Origin of the sequence: Halomonas sp., from assembly GCF_014859505.1 — a bacterium.
In the GTDB taxonomy this organism is placed as follows: Bacteria; Pseudomonadota; Gammaproteobacteria; order Pseudomonadales; family Halomonadaceae; genus Halomonas.
Map to the genome: position 1 here is coordinate 1 of NZ_JACUUD010000194.1, position 3,967 is coordinate 3,967.

Consider the following 3,967-nt stretch of genomic DNA (forward strand, 5'->3'; position numbering starts at 1 on the left):
AGGCCGGTGACGAACACCACGATCACCCCGATGGGCGCCACATAGCGGGCCACGAGGTGCCACAGCTGCTCCCTGCCGCCGCCCAGGTTGAGCTCGTCGGCCACGCTCTTGCGCTCCAGGCACCAGGCCACGAAGAGGATCGCCCCCAGGCCGGTCAGCGGCAGCAGCACCTTGCTGGTAAAGGTATCCAGCAGGTCGAAGATGTTCAGGCCGAAGATCAGGAAGCCCTCCCAGACGTTGAACGACATCAGCGCCGCGATGCCCAGCGCCCACACCGCCACGCCGCCCACCAGGGTGGCTGTCACGCGGGAGAGCGGGGTGCGCTCCTCCACCAGTTCCACCACCGGCTCCAGCAGCGAGATCGCCAAGGTCAGCGCCGCGAAGGTGAGCAGCAGGAAGAACATCAGGCCCAGGATGGTCCCACCCGTCATGTTGCCAAAGGCCACCGGCAGGCTGACGAAGATCAGGCCCGGCCCCTCGCCGGGGCTCATGCCGTTGGCGAAGACGATGGGGAAGATCGCCATGCCCGCCAGCAGCGCGATGGCCGTATCCAGGATGATCACGGTGCGGGCCGTGCTGATCAGGTTGACCTCCTCGCCCAGGTAGGAGCCGTAGGCCATCATGATGCCCATGCACAGCGACAGGGTGACGGGGCTGCCCAGCAGGCCGCCGAACAGGGCGCCGATGGCGTCGGCATCCTGCCCCGAGAAGGCGCCGGTGACCGAGCTCAGGGTGTAGGAGAGGGACCAGCCGCCGATCACGCTGTAGAAGGAGAGGATCAGGAAGGCCGCCAGCACGCCGCTGGCACCGACCAGGGCCCAGGCCGGCAGCCTGCCGTTCCTGCGGGCCAGATCGGCCATGGCGTTGATGGGGTTCTCCTGGCCGCGCCGACCGATCAGCCATTCGGCCACCAGTATCGGCAGGCCCACCAGGGCCACGCAGGCCAGATAGATGAGCACGAAGGCCGCCCCCCCGCTGTACGGGGCGTCAGAAGAGGGCCGTCTGGGCCTCGCCCGGGAAGTCCGCCAGGGACGGCAGGGAGCACGCCTCGGCGAGCCGTGCATGGAGGAATCTCGCCAGTTCCGGCGCCTGGCGGTTGTCCGGAGTATGCACCATCAGATAAGGGGTTTTCCCCTGTTTTATCCACAGGGCAAGCCGCGAAATCCAGGCGTCAAAATAGCGTTCGTTTATCGCGGGATCGAGGTGGCCGATGAAGCGCACCAGCGGGCGATCTGCCGTGGAAAGCACGTGTAAAGGGCGTCTTGGCTTTTCCCGATGGGCCGTGGCGAGGCCGGGACGGGCCGCCGGCGGGGTCGAGAAGAGCGGGCGCACGTCGAGCATCACCCGGTCGACGCCGTGACTTATCAACAATCTGTTCAGGGCAATCTCGGCGGTCCCCTTGTGGAAGAATTCACTGTGTCGTACCTCCACCGCACAGGGAATTTCTGCAGGCCACCGGCAGAGCAGAGATTCCAGCCGCGGCAGTTCTTCTATGCCGAAATCACGAGGCAGCTGAACCATCATCGGCCCCAGCCGATCATGCAGCGGGGCCAGCGCCTCGAGAAAGCCATCCAGCGCCGCCTCGATGTCCGCCAGGCGCGGCTCGGCGGTCAGCGTCACTCCACCGTCACGCTCTTGGCCAGGTTGCGCGGCTGGTCCACATCGGTACCCTTGAGCACCGCCACATGGTAGCTGAGCAGCTGCAGCGGCAGGGTGTAGAGGATCGGCGCCAGGGCCTCGTGCACATGGGGGAGGTGCAGCACATGCACGCCCTCCTCCTCGACCATCCCGACCTGCTCGTCGGCGAAGACGAAGAGCTCCCCGCCCCGGGCGCGCACTTCCTGGAGGTTGGACTTGAGCTTGTCGAGCAGCTCGTCGTTGGGGGCGACGGAGATGACCGGCATCTCGCTGTCCACCAGCGCCAGGGGACCGTGCTTGAGCTCCCCGGCCGGGTAGGCCTCGGCGTGGATATAGGAGATCTCCTTGAGCTTGAGCGCGCCCTCCAGGGCGATGGGAAAATGCGCCCCGCGACCCAGGAAGAGGGCGTGATGCTTCTCGGCGAAGGCCATGGAGAGCACCTCGATCTCGGGATCCAGCGCCAGCACCCGCGCCACCAGCCGCGGCAGGCCGCGCAGGGCCGTCACCAGCTCGGCCTGGACGGCCTCGTCGAGCCCCTTGACCCGCCCCAGCGCCAGGGTGAAGAGCATCAGGGCGGTGAGCTGGGTGGTGAAGGCCTTGGTGGAGGCCACGCCGATCTCGGGGCCCGCCTGGGTCATCAGGGTCAGGTCCGACTCGCGCACCAGGGAGCTGCCCGGCACGTTGCAGATCGCCAGGCTGGCCAGGTAGCCGCGTGCCTTGGCGAAGCGCAGCGCCGCCAGGGTATCGGCGGTTTCGCCGGACTGGGAGAGGGTGACGAAGAGGGTGCCCTCGGGCACCACCACCTGGCGATAGCGGTACTCCGAGGCGACTTCCACCTGGACCGGTACTCCGGCAAAGCGCTCGAGCCAGTAGCGGGCCACCATGCCGGCGTGATAGCTGGTGCCGCAGGCGACGATATGGATCTGGCACACGCGGCCGAACAGTTCCTCGGCGTCGGGGCCGAAGCTCTCCACCAGCACCGAGCGCTCGCCCAGGCGGCCCTCGAGGGCCGCGGCGATCACCGCCGGCTGCTCATGGATCTCCTTGAGCATGAAGTGGCGATAGTCGCCCTTACTGGCCGCCCCGTCGCCGTGCTCGAAGGTCTGCACCTTGCGCTCCACCGGGGTGCCGTCGGCATCGAAGACCTCGATGCGACCGCCCGCGGAGAGGCGCACCATATCCCCCTCCTCCAGATAGATGAAGCGGTCGGTGACCTGCAGCAACGCCAGCGGGTCGGAGCCCAGGAAGGCCTCGCCGATGCCGACACCCACCACCAGCGGGCTGCCCTTGCGGGCACCGATGATCACACCGGGCTCATCGGCGCTGACCACGCCCAGGGCATAGGCGCCCTCGAGCCGGGCCAGAACGCGACGCACCGCGGTCAGCAGGTCATCCGCCTCACGGTTCTCTTGCTCCAGCAGGTGGGCCACCACCTCGGTATCGGTCTCGGAGGTGAAGGCGTAGCCGGACGCCTTGAGCTCCCGGCGCAGGGGCTCGTGGTTCTCGATGATACCGTTGTGCACCACCGCCAGGCGCTCGCCGGACTGGTGGGGGTGGGCGTTGGCCTCGCTGGGGCGACCGTGGGTGGCCCAGCGGGTATGGGCGATGCCGCAGCGCCCCTTCAGCGGCTCGTCCGCCAGGCGCTTGGCCAGAGCGGCCACCTTGCCCACCGCCCGGCGGCGCGAAAGCGTGCCTTCCGGCGAGAGCACCGCCATGCCAGCAGAGTCATAGCCGCGATACTCAAGGCGCCTGAGCCCCTCGAGGAGGATGCCTTCCACGTTGCGCTCGGCAACGGCCCCGACGATTCCACACATGGTCTTTCTCCTTACCTGTCCTTGCTGGGCCGCGGCCAGTCGGCCTTGCTGATCTGGCGGCCGCGGGAAACGGCCAGGGCATTGTCCGGCACGTCCTTGCTGATGGTCGAGCCGGCGCCCACGGTGGCGTTGCTGCCCACGCTCACCGGGGCCACCAGGGCCGTGTTGGAGCCGATGAAGGCGCCATCGCCGATGTCGGTGAGATGCTTGTGGGCCCCGTCATAGTTGCAGGTGATGGTGCCGGCGCCGACGTTGACCTCGCGGCCCAGGCGGGCATCGCCCACGTAGCTGAGGTGGTTGATCTTGCTGCCCTCCCCCACCTCGGCGTTCTTGGTCTCGACGAAGTTGCCCACCTTGGCGCCCACCGCCAGGCGGGTACCGGGGCGCAGGCGAGCGAAGGGGCCGATGCGGTTGCGCCCGGCCACCACCGCGCCCTCGATGACGCTGTGGGGCTCGACCACCGTCTCGGCACCGATATGGCTGTCGCGGATCACGCAGTGTGGGCCGATGCGCAC

The 3,967-nt window shown here is 68.1% G+C and carries 3 protein-coding genes and 1 pseudogene; all 4 read right to left on the bottom strand.

The window, feature by feature from the left end; all coding sequences use genetic code 11:
* Positions 1-959, bottom strand: a 959-nt coding sequence (locus IBX53_RS15145; RefSeq protein ID WP_290910913.1) for a sodium-dependent transporter, incomplete at its 3' end; no start/stop codon positions are given.
* A 28-nt stretch (positions 960-987) separates the two neighbouring features.
* Positions 988-1,617: pseudogene (locus tag IBX53_RS15150) on the bottom strand (DUF72 domain-containing protein); the annotation flags it as partial.
* The gene (gene glmS / locus IBX53_RS15155) at positions 1,617-3,452 is read right to left on the bottom strand and encodes a glutamine--fructose-6-phosphate transaminase (isomerizing) (protein ID WP_290910916.1); all 1,836 of its coding nucleotides are present in this window, start codon (positions 3,450-3,452) and stop codon (positions 1,617-1,619) included. The gene glmS and the pseudogene IBX53_RS15150, both read right to left, overlap by 1 nt.
* A gap of 11 nt (positions 3,453-3,463) precedes the next feature.
* On the bottom strand, positions 3,464-3,967 hold a 504-nt coding region (locus tag IBX53_RS15160; RefSeq protein ID WP_290910918.1), incomplete at its 5' end, for a DapH/DapD/GlmU-related protein.

Excerpts from the sequence above, each read along its gene's own strand:
- glmS (WP_290910916.1), bottom strand. The coding sequence starts at position 3,452 with ATGTGTGGAATCGTCGGGGCCGTTGCCGAGCGCAACGTGGAAGGCATC.